Source organism: Sphaerotilus sulfidivorans (assembly GCF_013426975.1).
In the GTDB taxonomy this organism is placed as follows: domain Bacteria; phylum Pseudomonadota; class Gammaproteobacteria; order Burkholderiales; family Burkholderiaceae_C; genus Sphaerotilus; species Sphaerotilus sulfidivorans.
Genome location: NZ_JACCPY010000003.1, coordinates 195,285 through 211,142 on the forward strand (window position 1 = coordinate 195,285; position 15,858 = coordinate 211,142).

The window sequence follows — 15,858 nt, forward strand, 5'->3', positions numbered from 1 at the left end:
AACGGGGCCCTCAGGCCCCGTTCGCATCGGTCCGGCTTGCGCCGTCAGGTCAGATCATCAGGCCGTGGCAGCGGCATTGCCGGAGCTGACCGACGGATTCGACGGACCACCGGGCCGGCCGACCGACGGGGTCCAGTCCTTCGGCGGACGCGGCGGACGCCCGTTCATGATGTCGTCGATCTGCTCGGCATCGATGGTTTCCCAGTCGAGCAGCGCCTTGGCCATGACATGCATCTTGTCCTGATGCTCCTCGATGAGGCGACGCGCCAGCGCGTACTGCTCGTCGATGATGCGCCGAATCTCGCCATCGACCTTCTGCATCGTCTGCTCGGACATGTTGGTGGTCTTCGTGACCGAGCGGCCGAGGAAGACCTCGCCCTCGTTGTCGGCGTAGACCATCGGACCGAGCGCATCGGTCATGCCGTAGCGGGTCACCATGTCGCGGGCGATCTGGGTCGCACGCTCGAAGTCGTTGCTGGCGCCAGTGGTCATCTGGTCCATGAAGACCTCTTCGGCGATGCGGCCGCCAAAGAGCACCGAGATGGTCGAGAGCATGCGGCCCTTGTCCATGCTGTAGCGGTCGCCTTCGGGCAGCTGCATCGTCACGCCCAGCGCACGACCGCGCGGGATGATCGTCACCTTGTGCACCGGGTCGGTCTTGGGCAGCAGGCGAGCCACCAGCGCGTGACCGGCCTCGTGATAGGCGGTGTTCTTGCGCTCCTCCTCGGGCATGACCATGGACTTGCGCTCGGGGCCCATCATGATCTTGTCCTTGGCCTTCTCGAAGTCGACCATGTCGACCACGCGCGCATTGCGGCGGGCGGCGAACAGGGCGGCCTCGTTGACCAGGTTGGCCAGATCGGCACCGGAGAAACCCGGTGTGCCACGCGCCAGGATGTCAGCGCGGATGTCCTGGCCGATCGGAATCTTGCGCATGTGCACGTTCAGGATCTGCTCGCGACCACGCACGTCCGGCAGCGTCACATAGACCTGACGGTCGAAGCGGCCCGGGCGCAGCAGCGCCGGATCCAGGATGTCCGGACGGTTGGTCGCCGCGATCACGATGACGCCGAGATTGGTCTCGAAGCCGTCCATCTCGACCAGCATCTGGTTCAGGGTCTGCTCGCGCTCGTCGTTGCCACCGCCCAGGCCGGCGCCACGATGGCGACCGACCGCATCGATTTCATCGATGAAGATGATGCACGGCGCGTTCTTCTTGGCCTGCTCGAACATGTCGCGCACACGGGCGGCACCGACACCGACGAACATTTCAACGAAGTCGGAGCCGGAGATCGAGAAGAACGGCACCTTGGCTTCGCCGGCGATCGACTTGGCCAGCAGCGTCTTGCCGGTGCCCGGAGGGCCGACCATCAGCACGCCACGCGGGATGCGGCCGCCGAGCTTCTGGAACTTCTGCGGATCCTTCAGGAAGTCCACCAGCTCCTTGACCTCCTCCTTGGCCTCGTCGCAACCGGCGACATCGGCGAAGGTGACCGAGTTGTTGGTGTCGTCGAGCATGCGCGCACGGCTCTTGCCGAAGCTGAACGCCCCGCCCTTGCCGCCGCCCTGCATCTGGCGCATGAAGTAGACCCACACGCCGATCAGCAGCAGCATCGGACCCCAGGAGATCAGCAGGCTGGTCAGCAGCGAAGGCTCGTCACGCGGCTTGACACGGAACTTGATGCCGTTGTTGATCAGGTCGCCAACCAGCCCGCGGTCCAGATAGGTGGCCGTTGTGCGGATGCGCTTGTCGTCGGTGGTCAGCGCCTCGATCTCCGCGCCGCCCGGGTTTTCCTGCAGGACCACCTCCCGGATGCGCTTGGCGCGGACCTCCTCGAGGAATTCCGAATACCCGATCTGGTTGCCGGCGGTGGCCGTGCGGTCGAATTGCTTGAAGACAGTGAACAGCACGAGGGCGATCACCAGCCACACAGCGACTTTGGAGAACCATTGATTGTTCACCGCGGCTCCTTCATTGATCCAATCTCCTGCCCGATTCGCGGGCTCTGCATCCGGTCCCGACAGCAGGACGGATGCACCAACGCGGTAGATGTGGACGATTCTAGTCCAGTCAACCCCCCCGCCCCTGACGAAATGCCCGGAAGACCTTGTGCCCCGGGGTAAAAGTCATGGACGACATCGACACGAGACCCCGTGCCGACAAGATCGTTGCCATTTATCAGGCCGACCTGCGCTTGAGACCGATGCCGACCAGAAAGGTTTCGGAAGATTTGTCCCGCGAGGCCTTCGGCTTGCACGGCTTGACGACCCGGAAATGCTGGCGGAACAGCTCGACGAGCTGGGCGTAGCCGCCGCCATGGAAGACCTTGCAGACCAGCGCGCCCTCGGGCTTCAGATGCGACTGCGCGAAGTCGATCGCCAGCTCGATCAGCAGCTCGACCCGCGCCGCATCGGTCACGCCGACACCCGAGAGATTGGGCGCCATGTCGGAGACGACCACATCCACCGGCCGGCCGCCCAGCATGCTCACCAGCTGCTGCAGCACCGCATCCTCGCGGAAGTCGCCCTGGATGAAGTTCACGCCCTCGATCGGCTCGAAGTCCAGCAGGTCCAGCGCGATGATCGTGCCGTCGAGCTCGCCGACGGCCGCACCACCGGCGCCGGCCTCCTTCGGCGCAAAGCGACGGCGCAGATACTGGCTCCAGGCACCGGGCGACGCGCCCAGATCGACCACCACCTGTCCGGGCCGGATCAGGTGAAAGGTCTCGTCGATCTCCTTGAGCTTGTAGGCCGCACGAGAGCGGTAGCCCTCCTTCTGCGCCTGCCGCACATAGGGGTCGTTGACGTGCGCGTTCAGCCACGCCTTGTTGATTTTCTTGCTCTTGCTGTCGATCTTCATGCTAGGAACGATAATAGAGGCATGGCTGCCATCCAACTGACCCCGGCCCAGCGCAAGGAACATCGCGCTGCGGCCCATCACCTCGATCCCGTCGTCATGATCGGATCCGAGGGCCTGACCCCTGCCGTCCTCAAGGAGACCGATGCCGCGCTGAAAGCGCACGGACTGATCAAGGTGCGCGTCTTCAGCGACGACCGCGGTGCGCGCGAGGGCCTGCTGGTCCAGCTCGCGCATGAACTCGATGCCGCGCCGATCCAGCATATCGGCAAGCTGCTGGTGCTGTGGCGCCCGCTGCCCGAAAAGGAGCGCACCGAAGAGCGCAGCGAGGACCGCCGCGCCGCCGCGCCGCGTGTCGTCAAGCTGCTGACCTTCTCGAAGAGCGGATCGCACCGCGCGCAGATCAAGAAGGTCACCATCCTGGGCAACCAGCGTCTGACCACCGGCGGCCTGGTCAAGCGGGCCAAGAACCGCCCCACCAGCACCAAGAAGCGCCAGCAGGACTGAGCCGGCTCAAAGCAGACTGCCAAGAAGAACAGGCCCCCGCAGCATCTCATCGCTGCGGGGGCCTGTGCCTTTTCAGGCCGGACTCTCGCCCGCAGCGCGCCAGACCAGCCCCAGCAGCAGCAGGCCCTTGACCAGGAAGAGCGTGCTCGAGGCGCCATGCAGCGCACCGAAGCTGAAGCTGCCCTGGCCAAGCCGTGCCGCCTCCATCATCGGCTGCAGCGCGAAGAAGCCCAGCACGGTGCAGAACAGCGCGCCCAGCACCAGCAGCAGGTTCAGCGACATCACCGAACCACGCCCCGCGGCCATGCGCAGCGAGGCCAGCCGGCGCTCGATCAGGAACAGCGCCACCGCCAGCCCCAGGCCCGCATGGGCCTCGATGCGGAAGAGCTGACCGGCGATGCGGCCAGCCTCGGTGCGCTCGAGCATCGCGAACAGCGTCGGCGTCACCGCCGCGCCGAGCGTGACGACCAGCCCGAGCCACAGCGCGGCCAGCAGCGTGCGGATGCGACACAGCAACATCGGCTCTCCTTGCCCGGCCCTGCCGCTCAGCAGTAGCGGACCTCGATGATCTCGTAGTTCTTCAGGCCACCGGGTGCATTGACGGTGGCGACGTCGCCGGCTTCCTTGCCGATCAGCGCGCGTGCGATCGGCGACCCCACCGAGATGCGGCCGAACTTGATGTCGGCCTCGTCCTCGCCGACGATCTGATAGGTGACCGCGTCGCCGCTTTCTTCCTCTTCCAGATCGACGGTGGCACCGAACACCACCTTGCCGCCGGCATTGAGCGAAGCCGGATCGATCACCTGTCCGACCGACAGCTTGGCCTCGACCTCGAGGATGCGGCCCTCGATGAAGCCCTGCTTGTCCTTGGCGGCGTCGTACTCGGCGTTCTCGGACAGGTCGCCCTGGGCGCGGGCCTCGGCGATCGCCTGGATGACCGCCGGGCGTTCGACGGTCTTGAGGCGGTGCAGCTCTTCCTTCAGCAGCTCGGCGCCGCGCTTGGTCAGCGGAATCGTGGCCATGGGTGTTCTTCGATCGGTCGGGTATCAACAAAAGCGAACCGCCGCCTGCTTCCTTGCGGAAGGCCGGCGGCGGCACGGGGCTGCACGGGCGGCAGCCCGCGCAGTTTAGTTCAGTTTCAGCCGAGCTCGGCGTGCAGTTCCTGCAGCGACACGACGCTCAGTCCGTCCTGGTGCTTCAGCGCCTCGGTGGCGGCCTCGCAGCCGGCCATCGTGGTGTAGTAGGTCACCCGGTTGGCCAGGGCCGCAGTGCGGATGTGGCGCGAGTCGGCAATCGCGGTGCGGGTCTCGTCGACGGTGGTGAAGACCAGCTGGATCTCGCCGCCCTTGATCATGTCGACGATGTGCGGACGGCCGTCCTTCAGCTTGTTGACCACCTTGACCGGGATGCCACCGGCAGCGATGGCCGCAGCGGTGCCCTTGGTCGCGACGATGCCGAAGCCGAGCTGGTGCAGGTCGCGCGCCACGCCGACGGCGCGGGCGTGATCGCTGGCCTTGACCGAGATCACCACGTTGCCGCTGCGCGGCAGGCGCGAGCCCGCACCGAGCTGGCTCTTGAGCATTGCCTCGGCGAAGGTCTTGCCGGTGCCCATGACTTCGCCGGTCGAGCGCATTTCCGGGCTCAGGATCGGGTCGACGCCAGGGAACTTGTTGAACGGGAAGACCGCTTCCTTGACGCTGAAGTACGGCGGCACGATCTCGCGCGGCGCCTCGCCGTTCAAGCCCTTCTGGTCGGCCAGCTTCTGGCCGGCCATGCAGCGCGCGGCGATCTTCGCCAGCGACTGGCCGGTGGCCTTCGAGACGTAGGGCACGGTGCGCGAGGCGCGCGGGTTCACTTCCAGCACGTAGACGGTGCAGGCATCGAGCCCGCCAGTCACGTCGCCCTGGATCGCGAACTGCACGTTCATCAGGCCGACCACCTTCAGCGCCTTGGCCATCTGGGCGGTCTGGCGACGCAGCTCGTCCTGCAGCACGGCGCTGAGCGTGTAGGGGGGGAGCGAGCACGCCGAGTCGCCGGAGTGCACGCCGGCCTGCTCGATGTGCTCCATGATGCCGCCGATCATCACGTCGCCGCCGGCGTCGGCGATGCAGTCGACATCGACCTCGACCGCATCATCGAGGAAGCGGTCGAGCAGCACCGGCGACTTGTCGGAGACACGCACCGCTTCGCGCATGTAGCGCTCGAGGTCCTTGTCGCCGTGCACGATCTCCATCGCGCGGCCGCCCAGCACATAGCTCGGGCGCACGACCAGCGGGTAGCCGATCTCGTTGGCCAGCGCGATCGCCTCGCTCTCGGCGCGGGCGGTGCGGTTGGGCGGCTGCTTCAGGCCCAGCTCGTTGAGCAGCTTCTGGAAGCGCTCGCGGTCCTCGGCGATGTCGATCGAGTCGGGCGTCGTGCCGATGATGGGCACGCCGTTGGCTTCCAGGTCGAGCGCCAGCTTCAGCGGGGTCTGGCCGCCGTACTGCACGATCACGCCGACGGGACGCTCCTTGTCGACGATCTCGAGCACGTCCTCCAGCGTCACCGGCTCGAAGTACAGGCGGTCGGAGGTGTCGTAGTCGGTCGAGACGGTCTCGGGGTTGCAGTTGACCATGATGGTTTCAAAGCCGTCCTCGCGCATGGCGAGGGCCGCGTGAACGCAGCAGTAGTCGAACTCGATGCCCTGGCCGATGCGGTTCGGGCCCCCGCCCAGCACCATGATCTTCTTCCTGTCGGTCGGCTCGGCCTCGCACTCGCCGTCCAGACCCTCGTAGCAGGAGTACAGGTAGGCGGTCTGCGTGGCGAACTCGGCCGCGCAGGTGTCGACGCGCTTGTAGACCGGGCGCACGCCCAGGGCCTGGCGCGCGCGGCGCACGTCATGCTGGTTCGAGCCCAGCAGCTTGCCCAGGCGCTTGTCCGAGAAGCCCTTCTTCTTCAGGAAGCGCAGCTCGGCGGCCGACAGGCTCTCGAGGGTGCGGCCCTTGAGCTGGGTCTCGGTCTGGATGATCTGCTCGATCTGCGCCAGGAACCACGGGTCGATCGCGGTTTCCTCGAAGATCTCGTCGAGCGTCATGCCCAGACGGAAGGCGTCCCCGACGAACAGGATGCGCTCGGGACCGGGCTCGCCGATCTCCTCGATGATCTCGTCGCGGTCGGTGGAGCGCTCGGTCAGACCGTCGATGCCGGTCTCCAGACCGCGCAGCGCCTTCTGGAACGACTCCTGGAAGGTGCGGCCCATGGCCATCACCTCGCCCACCGACTTCATCTGCGTCGTCAGGTGCGCGTCGGCCGCCGGGAACTTCTCGAAGGCGAAGCGCGGGATCTTGGTGACGACATAGTCGATCGACGGCTCGAAGGACGCCGGGGTCGCGCCGCCGGTGATGTCGTTCTTCAGTTCATCCAGCGTGTAGCCCACCGCCAGCTTCGCGGCGATCTTGGCGATCGGGAAGCCGGTCGCCTTCGACGCCAGCGCCGAGGAACGCGAGACGCGCGGGTTCATCTCGATGACGACCATGCGGCCGTCACGCGGGTTGATCGAGAACTGCACGTTCGAGCCGCCGGTGTCGACGCCGATCTCGCGCAGGATCGCGATCGAGGCGTCGCGCAGCAGCTGGTACTCGCGGTCGGTCAGCGTCTGGGCCGGCGCCACGGTGATCGAGTCACCGGTGTGGATGCCCATCGGGTCGAGGTTCTCGATCGAGCAGACGATGATGCAGTTGTCCGCACGGTCGCGGACCACTTCCATCTCGTATTCCTTCCAGCCGATCAGCGATTCCTCGATCAGCAGCTCGTTGGTCGGCGAGAGGTCGATGCCGCGCTTGCAGATCTCCTCGAACTCTTCCGGGTTGTAGGCGATGCCGCCGCCGGTGCCGCCCAGCGTGAAGCTGGGGCGGATCACCATCGGGAAGCCGGAGCCGCCGACCTCGGCCTGGATCGCCTTCTGGACGGCCCAGGCCTCTTCCATCGAGTGCGCGATGCCCGACTTGGCCGAGCCCAGACCGATCTTGGTCATCGCGTCCTTGAACTTCAGACGGTCCTCGGCCTTCTCGATCGCGTGCTCGTTGGCACCGATCATCTCGACCTTGTACTTGTCCAGCACGCCGTGCTTGTGCAGGTCAAGCGCGCAGTTCAGCGCGGTCTGGCCGCCCATGGTCGGCAGGATCGCGTCCGGGCGCTCCTTGGCGATGATCTTCTCGACCACCTGCCAGGTGATCGGCTCGATGTAGGTGACGTCGGCCGTGGCCGGGTCGGTCATGATCGTCGCCGGGTTCGAATTGACCAGGATGACCTTGTAGCCTTCCTCGCGCAGGGCCTTGCAGGCCTGGGCGCCGGAATAGTCGAACTCGCAGGCCTGGCCGATGATGATCGGGCCGGCGCCGATGATGAGAATGGATTTCAGGTCGCTGCGCTTAGGCATTCTTCTTCTCCGCTTGCTTGTCGTTCATCAGCGCAGTGAAGCGGTCGAACAGGTAGGCGATGTCGTGCGGGCCGGGCGAGGCTTCCGGGTGGCCCTGGAAGCAGAAGGCCGGACGGTCGGTGCGGGCCAGGCCCTGGAGCGTGCCGTCGAACAGGCTCACATGCGTCGGGCGCAGGTTGGCCGGCAGCGTGTCGGCATCGACCGCGAAGCCGTGGTTCTGGCTGGTGATCGACACGCGACCGTTGTCCAGATCCTTGACCGGGTGGTTGCCGCCGTGGTGGCCGAACTTCATCTTGAAGGTCTTCGCCCCCGAGGCCAGCGCCATGATCTGGTGACCCAGGCAGATGCCGAAGGTCGGGATGCCGGTCTCGATCAGTTCCTTGGCCGCGGCGATCGCGTAGTCGCAGGGCTCCGGGTCGCCGGGGCCGTTCGACAGGAAGATGCCGTCCGGGTTCAGGGCCAGCGCCTCGGCCGCCGGGGTCTTGGCCGGCACGACCGTGACCTTGCAGCCGCGCTCGGCCAGCATGCGCAGGATGTTGCGCTTGACGCCGAAGTCATAGGCCACGACATGGAAGCGCGGCTCGGTCTGCGCGCCGAAGCCGGGGCCGCCGGCCTCGGTGGTCAGGCGCCACTCGGTCTCGGTCCACGCCTCGGTGGCGGTGCGGGTCACGACCTGGGCCAGATCCTGGCCGGCCATGCTCGGCGCCGAGCGCGCCAGCGCGACCGCCTCGTCGATCATCGCCTGCGTCACGACGGTGTCAGCCGTGAACGACATGGTGCAGCCGTTCTGCGCGCCCTTCGTGCGCAGAACGCGCGTCAGGCGACGGGTGTCGATGTCGGCGATGGCCATCGTGCCCTCGCGGACCAGGTACTCGGTCAGCGTCAGGGTCTGACGGAAATTGGAAGCGCGGACAGGCAGATCCTTGATGATCAGACCGGCGGCATGGACTTTCGAGGCCTCGACATCCTGCTCGTTGACACCATAGTTGCCGATGTGCGGATACGTGAGGGTCACGATCTGCCGGCAGTAGCTGGGGTCAGTGAGGATTTCCTGATAGCCGGTGATCGAGGTGTTGAACACCACTTCACCGACCGTGTGACCGGCAGCGCCGATCGAGGTACCAAGAAAGACCGTGCCGTCTGCGAGGGCGAGAATGGCGGGAGGCAGGACGGGCAGCACGGGAACTCCGATGTGGGCAAGCCCAGCGCGGCATCGGAACTCGGCGGTCAACCAGGTCGTCCACGAGATCCGGCACATGCCGGATCCGGGGGGTTGACGCCGCGATGGCGCTGGGCTGCGTTGTTGGCGGACAAACCTGAGGATTATAGCCGGATCGGGGTTTACCCGGCCAGCCCCTGTCACTGCTCGGAAACCAGAAGCCCGCGAGCGGTGATCATCAGTACTCGTCGCCGTAGCTGCCCGGCGCCAGGTTCTCGAACTTGGTCAGCGGCTTCATGAACGCCAGCTTGACCGTGCCGACCGGGCCGTTACGCTGCTTGCCGATGATGATCTCGGCCACGCCCGGCTCCTTCGAATCCTTGTTGTAGTACTCGTCGCGGTAGATGAACATGATGACGTCCGCATCCTGCTCGATTGCACCCGATTCGCGCAGGTCCGACATCATCGGCCGCTTGTCGGTCCGGGTCTCGACCGAGCGGTTGAGCTGCGACAGCGCGATCACCGGACAGTGCAGCTCCTTGGCCAGTGCCTTCAGGCCGCGAGAGATCTCGGAGATCTCGGTCGCGCGGTTCTCGCCGCTGCTGGAGGCAGAGCCGCTCATCAGCTGCAGGTAGTCGATGACGATCAGGCCGAGCTGGCCGAACTGGCGGGCCTGACGGCGCGAGCGCGCCCGCACCTCGCCCGGCGTGAGCGCCGGTGTCTCGTCGATGAACAGGCTCACGCCATGCAGCAGGTCGAGCACCTCCGACAGCCGCCCCCACTCGTCGTCGGTCAGCGCGCCGGTGCGCAGGTGCTGCTGGTCGATGCGCCCGAGCGAACCCACCATCCGCAGCGCCAGCTGCGACGCGCCCATTTCCATCGAGAACACGACCACCGGCTTGCGCTCCTTCACCGCCACATGTTCGGCGATGTTGAGCGCAAAGGCGGTCTTGCCCATCGACGGCCGTGCCGCCAGGATGATCAGGTCGCCGCCCTGCAGGCCGGCCGTCATCCGGTCGAGATCGATGAAGCCGCTGGCCACGCCGGTCACATCGCCGGCGCCGCTGTCGGCCAGCTCCTGCACCCGGTCGATCAGCTGCACCACCAGATTGTCGAGCGAATGGAAACCCTGCTTGTTGCGCGAGCCCTCCTCGCCGATCTTGAAGATCTTGGCCTCGGCCTCGTCCAGGATGGCCGACACGGCCGCACCCTGCGGATTGAGCGCACGGGTGGCGATCTCGTCGCTGGTCTCGACCAGGCGGCGCAGGATCGCACGTTCGCGCACGATCTCGGCATAGCGACGCAGATTGGCCGCGCCCGGCACGCTGTTGGCCAGCGCATTCAGATAGGCCAGTCCCCCGACCTCCTCCGCCTTGCCCAGGCTCTGCAGCTGCTCGAAGACGGTGATCACATCGGCCGGACGACTGCCGCTGACCAGCGACATGATCGCGGTGTAGATCAGCCGATGCTCGTAGCGGTAGAAATCCGATTCGCTCAGCACATCGCCGGCACGGTCGGAGGCGCTGTTGTCGAGCAGCAGGCCGCCGAGAACGCTCTGCTCGGCCTCGATCGAATGCGGTGGCACGCGCAGGCGCGCGACCTCGTCGTCAGTGCCGCGCGAGCCGGGAGAAGGAAAGTAGCCGGGGATCTGGGAAGACATGGCGCAATGATAGGCACCTGCGTGCCGGACGAGGACACCGGCAGCGCGACATCGCCCACCGAGGATGATGGGACAAAAAAAAGAGTCGTCCGGTGGACGACTCTTTTTATGTTGGAGCGGGAAACGAGGCTCGAACTCGCGACCTCAACCTTGGCAAGGTTGCGCTCTACCAACTGAGCTATTCCCGCGTAACTGGCAATGACTTGTCGAAACTGGTGCCCGGGACGGGAATCGAACCCGTACGCCCTTTTCAAGGCGGCGGATTTTAAGTCCGCAGTGTCTACCAGTTTCACCACCCGGGCCTGAAGCGAGAACCTGAATTCTTCGCGATCATGACACCAGACGAGAATCTGGAGCGGGAAACGAGGCTCGAACTCGCGACCTCAACCTTGGCAAGGTTGCGCTCTACCAACTGAGCTATTCCCGCATCGACTCTGGAGGCGCGGGGCGGAGTCGAACCGCCCTGGACGGATTTGCAATCCGCTGCATAACCGCTTTGCTACCGCGCCACCGACATCAGTATCTGGAGCGGGAAACGAGGCTCGAACTCGCGACCTCAACCTTGGCAAGGTTGCGCTCTACCAACTGAGCTATTCCCGCATTTCTCTTCGCTTTGCTGCGCTGATTTGGTTGTCTGCGCTGCGTCGAGAACGAAAGTATAGAACACCTTATTCTCGACGCGCAAGCGTTTCGGCCGTTTTTTTTCAGTGCACCCGTCAGTGCTTGGTCGCCGCTTCGATGACCGCGCCCACGGCAGGCTCGGCCGCCTTCGGCGCTTCGGCCTTGATCTCCTCGTCAGGCAGCGGCTCGGGCAGACGCTCGAGGGCCACTTCCAGGACACGATCGAACCACTTCACCGGAATGATCTCGAGCTGGCTCTTGACGTTCTCGGGAATGTCCTGGAGATCCTTGGCATTGTCCTGCGGGATCAGCACGGTGCGGATGCCGCCGCGGTGGGCCGCCAGCAGCTTCTCCTTCAGCCCGCCGATCTCGGTGACCTCGCCGCGCAGCGTGATCTCGCCGGTCATCGCGACATCGGCACGCACCGGGATGCCGGTCAGCGCCGACACGAAGGCGGTGGCCATCGCGGCACCCGCGCTCGGACCATCCTTGGGCGTGGCGCCGTCGGGCACGTGAATGTGGATGTCACGCTTCTCGAACAGCTCGTCCTTGATGCCCAGGCGGGCGGCACGGCTGCGCACCACGGTGCGCGCGGCCTCGACCGATTCCTTCATCACGTCGCCGAGCGAGCCGGTGCGGGTGATGGCACCCTTGCCGTTCATCACCGCGGCCTCGATGGTCAGCAGGTCGCCGCCCACCTCGGTCCAGGCCAGCCCGTTGACCTGACCGACCTGGTTGTCCTTCTCGGCCTCGCCGTAGCTGTACTTGCGCACGCCCAGGAAGTCGTTGAGGTTCTCGGCCGTCACGACGACCTGGCCCTCGTACTTCTTCAGCGACAGGCCCTTGACCACCTTGCGGCAGATCTTGGAGACCTCGCGCTCGAGCGAGCGCACGCCAGCCTCGCGGGTGTAGTAGCGGATCACCGCGCGGATGGCGTCCTCGGTGACCTCCATCTCGCTGTCCTTGACGCCGTTGTTCTCGCGCTGCTTGGGCAGCAGGTAGCGCTGGGCAATCGAGACCTTCTCGTCCTCGGTGTAGCCCGACAGGCGGATGACTTCCATCCGGTCGAGCAGCGCCGGCGGAATGTTCATGCTGTTGGACGTGGCGATGAACATCACGTCCGACAGGTCGAAGTCGACCTCGACGTAATGGTCGCTGAAGGTATGGTTCTGCTCAGGATCGAGCACCTCGAGCAGCGCCGACGACGGGTCGCCCCGGAAGTCCATGCCCAGCTTGTCGATCTCGTCGAGCAGGAACAGCGGATTGCGCACGCCGACCTTGGTCAGCGACTGCAGCACCTTGCCCGGCATCGAGCCGATGTAGGTGCGGCGGTGGCCGCGGATCTCGGCCTCGTCGCGCACGCCGCCCAGCGCCATGCGGACGAACTTGCGGCCGGTGGCGCGCGCCACCGACTGCCCCAGCGAGGTCTTGCCCACGCCCGGCGGTCCGACCAGGCACAGGATGGGCGCCTTGACCTTGTCGACGCGCTGCTGCACCGCGAGGTACTCGAGAATGCGTTCCTTGACCTTGTCGAGACCGAAGTGGTCCTCGTCGAGCACCTCCTCGGCCAGCGGCAGGTCGTGCTTGACCTTGCTCTTCTTCGCCCACGGCAGGTTGACCAGCGTGTCGATGAAGTTGCGCACGACGGTGGCCTCGGCCGACATCGGCGACATCAGCTTGAGCTTCTTCAGCTCGGCATCGGCCTTCTTGCGCGCTTCCTTCGACATGCGGGCAGCGGCGATCTTCTTCTCGAGCTCCTCGAGATCGGCGCCCTCCTCGCCCTCGCCGAGCTCCTTCTGGATGGCCTTGACCTGCTCGTTGAGGTAGTACTCGCGCTGGCTCTTCTCCATCTGGCGCTTGACGCGGCCGCGGATGCGCTTCTCGACCTGGAGGATGTCGACCTCGTGCTCGAGCAGCTCGAGCAGCTTCTCGAGGCGCTTGTCGACCGGCACCATGTCGAGCACCAGCTGCTTGTTCTCGAGCTTGAGCGGCAGGTGCGCGGCGATGGTGTCGGCCAGACGACCGGCGTCGTCGATCCCGGCGATCGAGGTCAGGATCTCCGGCGGAATCTTCTTGTTGAGCTTGACGTACTGGTCGAACTGCTGGGTGACCGCACGGCGCAGTGCCTCGATTTCCGGCGAGCCCTGGTCGGGCACCGGCACCGGCGTGACCACCGCGGTGAAATGCTCGCCGCTGTCGTCGATGCTCTGGGTGGTGGCGCGCTGCATGCCCTCGACCAGCACCTTCACCGTGCCATCGGGCAGCTTCAGCATCTGCAGGATGCTGGAGACGCAGCCGGTCTCGAACATGTCGTCGGGCTTGGGCTCGTCCTTGCCGGCGGCCTTCTGGGCCACCAGCATGATCTGGCGACCCGCCTCCATCGCGGCCTCGAGGGCCTTGATCGACTTCGGCCGGCCCACGAACAGCGGGATGACCATGTGCGGGAAGACCACGACATCGCGCAGCGGCAGCAGCGGCAGCGTGATCGGGTCCGGGGGAAGAATGGGGTGGCCTGACATCAGAACCTCTCTTTCTGCAGTCCCATCTGGGACCGCGGCACCGGTTTGCAAGGGCGACTCCCGCCCCGGCGCCCCGGTGCGGGATCACTCAGGCGCTGGCCTTGGCCTGCTCGCGGTACACGAGCAGCGGCTTCGTGCCATCCTCGATGGTGTGCTCGTCGACGACGACCTTGGCGACGCCGTCGAAGGTGGGCAGGTCGAACATCGTGTCCATCAGCGCCTGCTCCATGATCGAGCGCAGGCCGCGCGCGCCGGTCTTGCGCTTGAGGGCCTTGCGCGAGATCGCCGACAGCGCCGACGAGCGCACTTCCAGCTCGACGCCGTCCATGCCGAACAGCTTCTGGTACTGCTTGACCAGCGCGTTCTTCGGCTCGGTCAGGATCTGCACCAGCGCGTCCTCGGTCAGCTCGCCCAGCGTGGCGATCACCGGCAGGCGGCCGACCAGTTCGGGAATCAGGCCGAACTTGACCAGATCCTCGGGCTCGATCTGGCGGAACACCTCGGTGATGCTGCGTTCCTGCTTGCTCTTGACCGAGGCGCCGAAACCGATGCCCGACTTCTCGGAGCGGTTGGCGATGACCTTCTCCAGACCGTCGAAGGCACCGCCGCAGATGAACAGGATGTTGGTCGTGTCGATCTGCAGGAAATCCTGGTTCGGATGCTTGCGCCCGCCCTGCGGGGGAACCGACGCCATCGTGCCCTCGACCAGCTTCAGCAGCGCCTGCTGCACGCCCTCGCCGGAGACATCGCGGGTGATCGACGGGTTGTCGGCCTTGCGGCTGATCTTGTCGATCTCGTCGATGTAGACGATGCCGCGCTGGGCGCGCTCGACCTCGTAGTTGCAGTTCTGCAGCAGCTTCTGGATGATGTTCTCGACGTCCTCGCCGACATAGCCCGCCTCGGTGAGCGTGGTGGCGTCGGCGATCACGAAGGGCACGTTGAGCAGCCGCGCCAGCGTCTGCGCCAGCAGCGTCTTGCCCGAGCCGGTCGGGCCGATCAGCAGGATGTTGCTCTTGGTCAGCTCGACGTCGTCGGACTTCGTCTTGCCGGCCATGTGCTTCAGGCGCTTGTAGTGGTTGTAGACCGCCACCGACAGCGTGCGCTTGGCCTGCTCCTGCCCGATCACGTACTGGTCGAGGCTGGCCTTGATCTCGGCCGGCACCGGCAGATCGTCGCGGCCGGCCTTGGCGCCGGCCTGGGCCTCGGCTCCCGGGGCCTCGTCACGGATGATGTCGTTGCACAGCTCGATGCACTCGTCGCAGATGAACACCGAGGGGCCGGCGATCAGCTTCTTGACCTCGTGCTGGCTCTTGCCGCAGAACGAGCAGTACAGCGTCTTTTCGCCGGGAGAGCCTTTTTTGTCAGGCATGGGATGCGGCCTCGAGTCGAAGGAAAGGAAATGCCGGGAAACGCCAGCCGGGCATCAGCCGCGCTTGGCGATGACCTGGTCGATCAGGCCATAGGTCTGCGCCTCGGCGGCGGACATGTAGTAGTCGCGCTCGGTGTCGTTCTGGATCTTCTCGAGCGGCTGGCCGGTGCGCTCGGCGAGGATGCGGTTGAGCTGCTCGCGCGTCTTCAGGATCTCGCGGGCATGGATCTCGATGTCGGTGGCCTGACCCTGGGCGCCGCCGAGCGGCTGGTGGATCATGATCTTCGAGTTCGGCAGCGCGAAGCGCTTGCCCGGTGCACCCGCCGACAGCAGGAAGGCGCCCATGCTGGCGGCCATGCCCATGCACAGCGTCGAGACCTGCGGCTTGATGAACTGCATCGTGTCGAAGATCGACATGCCGGCCGAGACGCTGCCACCGGGCGAGTTGATGTACAGCGAGATGTCCTTGTCGGGATTCTCGCTCTCGAGGAACAGCAGCTGCGCGACGACCAGGTTGGCGGTCTGGTCGTTGACCGGACCGACCAGGAAGATGACACGCTCGCGCAGCAGGCGCGAGTAGATGTCGTAGGAGCGCTCTCCGCGTCCGGACTGTTCGATGACGATGGGCACCATGCCCAGATTCTGCGTGTCGATTGCGCTCATTGCGGACCCTTGAAGCTTCACTCTTGTCTGGCGCGGGGACGTTTCGGACCGGAAAGGCCGCGACGTCCGCGACGAACCCGATTATG

The 15,858-nt window shown here is 65.7% G+C and carries 11 protein-coding genes and 5 tRNA genes; 1 reads left to right on the forward strand and 15 read right to left on the reverse strand.

From position 1 onward, the window contains the following. Positions 1–57: 57 nt before the first annotated feature. Complete coding sequence (gene ftsH, locus HZU84_RS03110) at positions 58–1,962, reverse strand: ATP-dependent zinc metalloprotease FtsH (protein WP_149505174.1); 1,905 nt, start codon at positions 1,960–1,962, stop codon at positions 58–60. 217 nt (positions 1,963–2,179) lie between these two features. Continuing rightward, the gene (locus tag HZU84_RS03115; protein WP_149503012.1) at positions 2,180–2,860 is read right to left on the reverse strand and encodes an RlmE family RNA methyltransferase; all 681 of its coding nucleotides are present in this window, start codon (positions 2,858–2,860) and stop codon (positions 2,180–2,182) included. Positions 2,861–2,881: 21 nt separating this feature from the next. Between HZU84_RS03115 and HZU84_RS03120 the strand changes: the two genes are divergently transcribed. Next, positions 2,882–3,364 carry a YhbY family RNA-binding protein gene (locus tag HZU84_RS03120; RefSeq protein WP_149503011.1) on the forward strand — a complete coding sequence of 161 codons (483 nt, stop codon included), beginning with the start codon at positions 2,882–2,884 and terminating at the stop codon, positions 3,362–3,364. Positions 3,365–3,436: 72 nt separating this feature from the next. Here the strand turns inward: HZU84_RS03120 and HZU84_RS03125 are convergent, their stop codons facing one another. The 13 genes from HZU84_RS03125 to clpP form a co-directional block, all read right to left on the reverse strand. Beyond that, positions 3,437–3,883, reverse strand: a complete 447-nt coding sequence (locus HZU84_RS03125) for a DUF4149 domain-containing protein (protein ID WP_180692771.1) — start codon at positions 3,881–3,883, stop codon at positions 3,437–3,439. Between the two features lie 26 nt (positions 3,884–3,909). Continuing rightward, positions 3,910–4,386: a transcription elongation factor GreA gene (greA, locus tag HZU84_RS03130; protein WP_037477629.1), complete on the reverse strand. Its 477-nt coding sequence runs from the start codon at positions 4,384–4,386 to the stop codon at positions 3,910–3,912. Positions 4,387–4,502: 116 nt separating this feature from the next. Further along, positions 4,503–7,781, reverse strand: coding sequence for a carbamoyl-phosphate synthase large subunit (carB, locus tag HZU84_RS03135; protein ID WP_149503010.1), 3,279 nt, complete (start codon positions 7,779–7,781; stop codon positions 4,503–4,505). Beyond that, positions 7,774–8,961, reverse strand: a complete 1,188-nt coding sequence (gene carA, locus HZU84_RS03140; protein WP_149503009.1) for a glutamine-hydrolyzing carbamoyl-phosphate synthase small subunit — start codon at positions 8,959–8,961, stop codon at positions 7,774–7,776. Before carA ends, carB begins: the two co-directional genes overlap by 8 nt. Positions 8,962–9,178: 217 nt before the next feature. Next, positions 9,179–10,600, reverse strand: coding sequence for a replicative DNA helicase (dnaB, locus tag HZU84_RS03145; RefSeq protein WP_149503008.1), 1,422 nt, complete (start codon positions 10,598–10,600; stop codon positions 9,179–9,181). Positions 10,601–10,712: 112 nt separating this feature from the next. Continuing rightward, positions 10,713–10,788, reverse strand: a tRNA-Gly gene (locus tag HZU84_RS03150). Between the two features lie 25 nt (positions 10,789–10,813). Next, positions 10,814–10,902, reverse strand: a tRNA-Leu gene (locus HZU84_RS03155). Between the two features lie 49 nt (positions 10,903–10,951). Next, positions 10,952–11,027 (reverse strand) — tRNA-Gly (locus HZU84_RS03160). An 8-nt stretch (positions 11,028–11,035) separates the two neighbouring features. Then, positions 11,036–11,109: transfer RNA gene (locus HZU84_RS03165), tRNA-Cys, on the reverse strand. A 15-nt stretch (positions 11,110–11,124) separates the two neighbouring features. After that, positions 11,125–11,200, reverse strand: a tRNA-Gly gene (locus tag HZU84_RS03170). Between the two features lie 116 nt (positions 11,201–11,316). Then, positions 11,317–13,740 (reverse strand): endopeptidase La, encoded by a 2,424-nt coding sequence (gene lon / locus HZU84_RS03175; protein WP_149503007.1) that lies wholly within the window; start codon positions 13,738–13,740, stop codon positions 11,317–11,319. A gap of 88 nt (positions 13,741–13,828) precedes the next feature. Beyond that, positions 13,829–15,109 (reverse strand): ATP-dependent Clp protease ATP-binding subunit ClpX, encoded by a 1,281-nt coding sequence (gene clpX / locus HZU84_RS03180; RefSeq protein ID WP_149503006.1) that lies wholly within the window; start codon positions 15,107–15,109, stop codon positions 13,829–13,831. 54 nt (positions 15,110–15,163) lie between these two features. Then, positions 15,164–15,772 (reverse strand): ATP-dependent Clp endopeptidase proteolytic subunit ClpP, encoded by a 609-nt coding sequence (gene clpP / locus HZU84_RS03185; protein ID WP_037477642.1) that lies wholly within the window; start codon positions 15,770–15,772, stop codon positions 15,164–15,166. Between the last annotated feature and the right edge of the window lie 86 nt (positions 15,773–15,858).